Source organism: Vibrio sp. 2134-1, from assembly GCF_033339495.1.
The window spans coordinates 1-589 of the sequence record NZ_JAWOUS010000694.1 but is presented as its reverse complement, the minus strand read 5'-3'; the positions used below and the strand labels follow the sequence as shown (position 1 = coordinate 589).

The following is a 589-nucleotide window of genomic DNA, read 5'->3' as shown; positions in this document are numbered from 1 at the left end:
ATCTGGTGTTGTCGCCATGTGGAAGTTAGCCACTTGCAAATCGGCAACAAAGTACAAGATATTTTTCTCGACGGCGGCTCGGATCATCGCATCGTTATTTAAATATTCCACTAACGACGCTCTAGGGTAGTTGGCACGCACAAATTCCGCTTCATAGCTGCCTTTTACCAAGCCAATAGGAAGCTCTACCTCTCCAGTAAGCACGCCCTTAATATCAACGGCTAGCATATCTTTATTGACGTACAACTTGGTTTGAATAGGCATGATAACCGCACCAAAATCAAGGTACTTATCGCGAGCCTCAGAGTAAATCAGACCAGCGTGAACATCCGCACGCCCCTCCTTAACTGCACGCAAAGACTCTTCCCAATCGAGCAGCAGGAACTCAACACGAACGTGATTTCTTTCGGCATACTCTCGCCAGAAGTCAATCAGAATGCCTTTGGGTTCACCATCTTGTGAGACATATGAGAACGGCTTCCAAGCCTTAGAATTGGTGACAATCAATGTATCGACTTTAGTTTGGTGAGCGAAACTGTACGAACACATGGCAAGCCATAGTAATAACAACGAAGTACACGCCCTGGTG

1 protein-coding gene is annotated in these 589 nt (G+C 46.2%); it reads right to left on the bottom strand.

Translation table 11 applies throughout. The features are described 5' to 3' along the window. A partial coding sequence (locus R7R78_RS28010) for a transporter substrate-binding domain-containing protein (RefSeq protein WP_406707407.1) occupies positions 1 to 570 on the bottom strand: 570 nt, incomplete at its 3' end. Positions 571 to 589: the final 19 nt, after the last annotated feature.